Annotated in this window: 4 protein-coding genes; all 4 read left to right on the plus strand. The window is 39.1% G+C overall.

Annotated elements, in window-relative coordinates; translation table 11 throughout:
- A partial coding sequence (locus tag NOM06_RS20710; RefSeq protein ID WP_255913021.1) for a hypothetical protein occupies window positions 1–346 on the plus strand: 346 nt, incomplete at its 5' end.
- A 36-nt stretch (window positions 347–382) separates the two neighbouring features.
- The gene (locus NOM06_RS20715) at window positions 383–1,339 is read left to right on the plus strand and encodes a Shedu anti-phage system protein SduA domain-containing protein (protein WP_139461020.1); all 957 of its coding nucleotides are present in this window, start codon (window positions 383–385) and stop codon (window positions 1,337–1,339) included.
- A gap of 105 nt (window positions 1,340–1,444) precedes the next feature.
- On the plus strand, window positions 1,445–1,960 hold the full coding sequence (locus NOM06_RS20720; RefSeq protein ID WP_139461021.1) for a hypothetical protein: 516 nt from the start codon (window positions 1,445–1,447) through the stop codon (window positions 1,958–1,960).
- A 210-nt stretch (window positions 1,961–2,170) separates the two neighbouring features.
- Complete coding sequence (locus NOM06_RS20725; RefSeq protein ID WP_255913022.1) at window positions 2,171–2,278, plus strand: GNAT family N-acetyltransferase; 108 nt, start codon at window positions 2,171–2,173, stop codon at window positions 2,276–2,278.
- Window positions 2,279–2,341 lie beyond the last annotated feature (63 nt).

Raw genomic sequence — 2,341 nt, forward strand, 5'->3', positions numbered from 1 at the left:
GGATGACGTGAGCGCGTTAAGGATCAGGGTGTTCACGTTGGCCGGAATGGCTGTTCAACTTCGCCGGAATACGCACGACCCACAAAAAATGGTGACGACCTCATTTTTATTTCTGACCTGCTCAAGCAAGCGTGCTTTGGCGGCGCTTTCCAAGACTGCGCTGAGCACTGATTTTTCACACAGTAGTAACGGTGGCGCAAAAAGAGGAAGTCAAGCGAATACGCCCAAAACGAGAAGAAAGCTGATAACGTTATTATTTAATGATGACTTTTACTTTTCGGTGGTAAAAATTTTACAGGGTTATATGGGATTCTTTGCTAGCGGATTGATGCTGCCTTCCATCTAATCACTGTTAGTAGCTATGAGGAAATAAAGAGGTATCATGGCAAAAATTAAAGATAGATTAGCTAAAATAATTCGTGATAAACCTAGAGTGTTGACCCGAGCTATATTTTGGAAAATCCCTCATAACACTTCAGAAGACGAAGTGTTCTTGAAGCTTGGTCGGTATAATAAACCAAAGGGTTGGCTTGATGGTGAAACACTAGAATTAGATAGCCCCAAAAGTGAACTTACATTGGATAGTGAAGAGTTCGGTAATCTCATAGATTTCATTTCAACCAATTACGAACCTTTCAAGCAGGGTACGAAAGCTTTTTTGCCTTTAGATAACCCGTACGACACATCAAATGCAGAACAAATTAAACAACTTTTAAATTTGCCAGACAAAAAGGGGATGCTTCAGTTTCTATTGGATAACGATGTAATACCAGAAGACTTAGAATTAGGCTTAGAGCATGCACGAAAATCTCGTGCAATCGATGAGTTTCAATATCTACTAGAGTCTGATTTTACTGAAAACGTATGGCAAAACTGGTTCGAAACCAATAGTTGGGTTTTAGGTAGCGACTTTGTCAAAGTTTTAGATGAAAGAGCGATCGATACTCATAACATTTCAGACTTTCTAATGGAAAGTTATGACGGATTTCTCGATGTTGTTGAAATCAAGCGACCAGAGGGCGGTTTAAAGTTCTGGGCTTCAGGTCTTGATCATAATAACTATTACCCGCACTCTGATTTAATCAAAGCGATTACACAATCCCAGTCTTACATACATGAAATTGAACTAGAAGCAAACAGTGTAAAATTCATGGAAAGGGTGGGCTACGTGAAGACCATTAAGCCTAGATGTACTTTAATATATGGTCGTTCGAATGATTGGAATCGTGATCAGCAGCAGGCATTTCGAGTTTTAAATAGTAGTTATCACAACTTGACTATTATGACGTTTGACCATGTGCTAGAAAGGGCAAAGCGTATACTTGGAAAACGCTGCTAACAAAGCATTTAAGAGTGATTCGCAACGTTTGGCAGTTTCGCTTCGCTCAAGTATAGCAAAGTGCTGCTCACACCTTAATACGGCGTTATGTACTAAGAGGCTTACGTGGATACTGAGTTTTTAATCATACCGGTGTATAGAATATCTTCAGAAAAGTATTATCAACAACGAGAGGCATTTGTTGAGAAGCATTTATATAATAGTAACAACGAAGAGTTAAACGAACTAGCTAGGCAGGTTCATAAAGAACAGCCTAACGTTAAATTGCAATCACAATATATTTTACGTAATAGTTACGGCTCTGTTTGGGACTTTAATGAAATCATTGGGTATATAAAACTTCACTTCATAGGAAACCAAATTAGAGGTGAGTATTGGGCTGTTAAAGCTAAGCGAATTGTAAAAACTAGTAAAAAATCATTTGAATATAAAACACATAAATTAGCTGCTGAAATGACCATTTCAAGAGACCTAGATAACAATGAAATTTTTGAAGTCGTAACTCAGTATATAGATAGGTGTAGAAAAGAACTTAAAAATAGATATGTCGATGATGCTCAACTTAAAAAAATTGGTGAGTTTGTTGATTGGCGAAAATTAATGGAAAGCTATTCTCTTTAATGTCAAGCACATAACAAGGCACTTAAACGGAACTAAATAAAACTATTGGGACACCCACCAGTTTGAGCAAGCCTTGATGTGGCTGGCAGTGGTTGCCGTGATAGCGGTCACAATATTTAGTGATAACACCAATTGCCTTCAGAAACCGACTTTCAGGCAGTCTCGTTTTTCACCTTAGCTTTGCTGGCGTAAAACATCCAAAGGAGATTTATGAAGCCTGACTTAACCGGCACTCGGGTTGTATTGCGCACCATTGGCCCGCAGGATGCCGCCGATCTGTTCGAGATTTATAGCAATCCACTGACTGTACAGATCTAGTTATCACCTGACACCGGCCTCAAACCGGTGTCTTGTTTACGCTACTTTAGTGCGCACTTCCTT

The sequence above is a fragment of the Aeromonas sp. JL9 genome, assembly GCF_024436075.1.
Taxonomy (GTDB): domain Bacteria; phylum Pseudomonadota; class Gammaproteobacteria; order Enterobacterales; family Aeromonadaceae; genus Aeromonas; species Aeromonas veronii.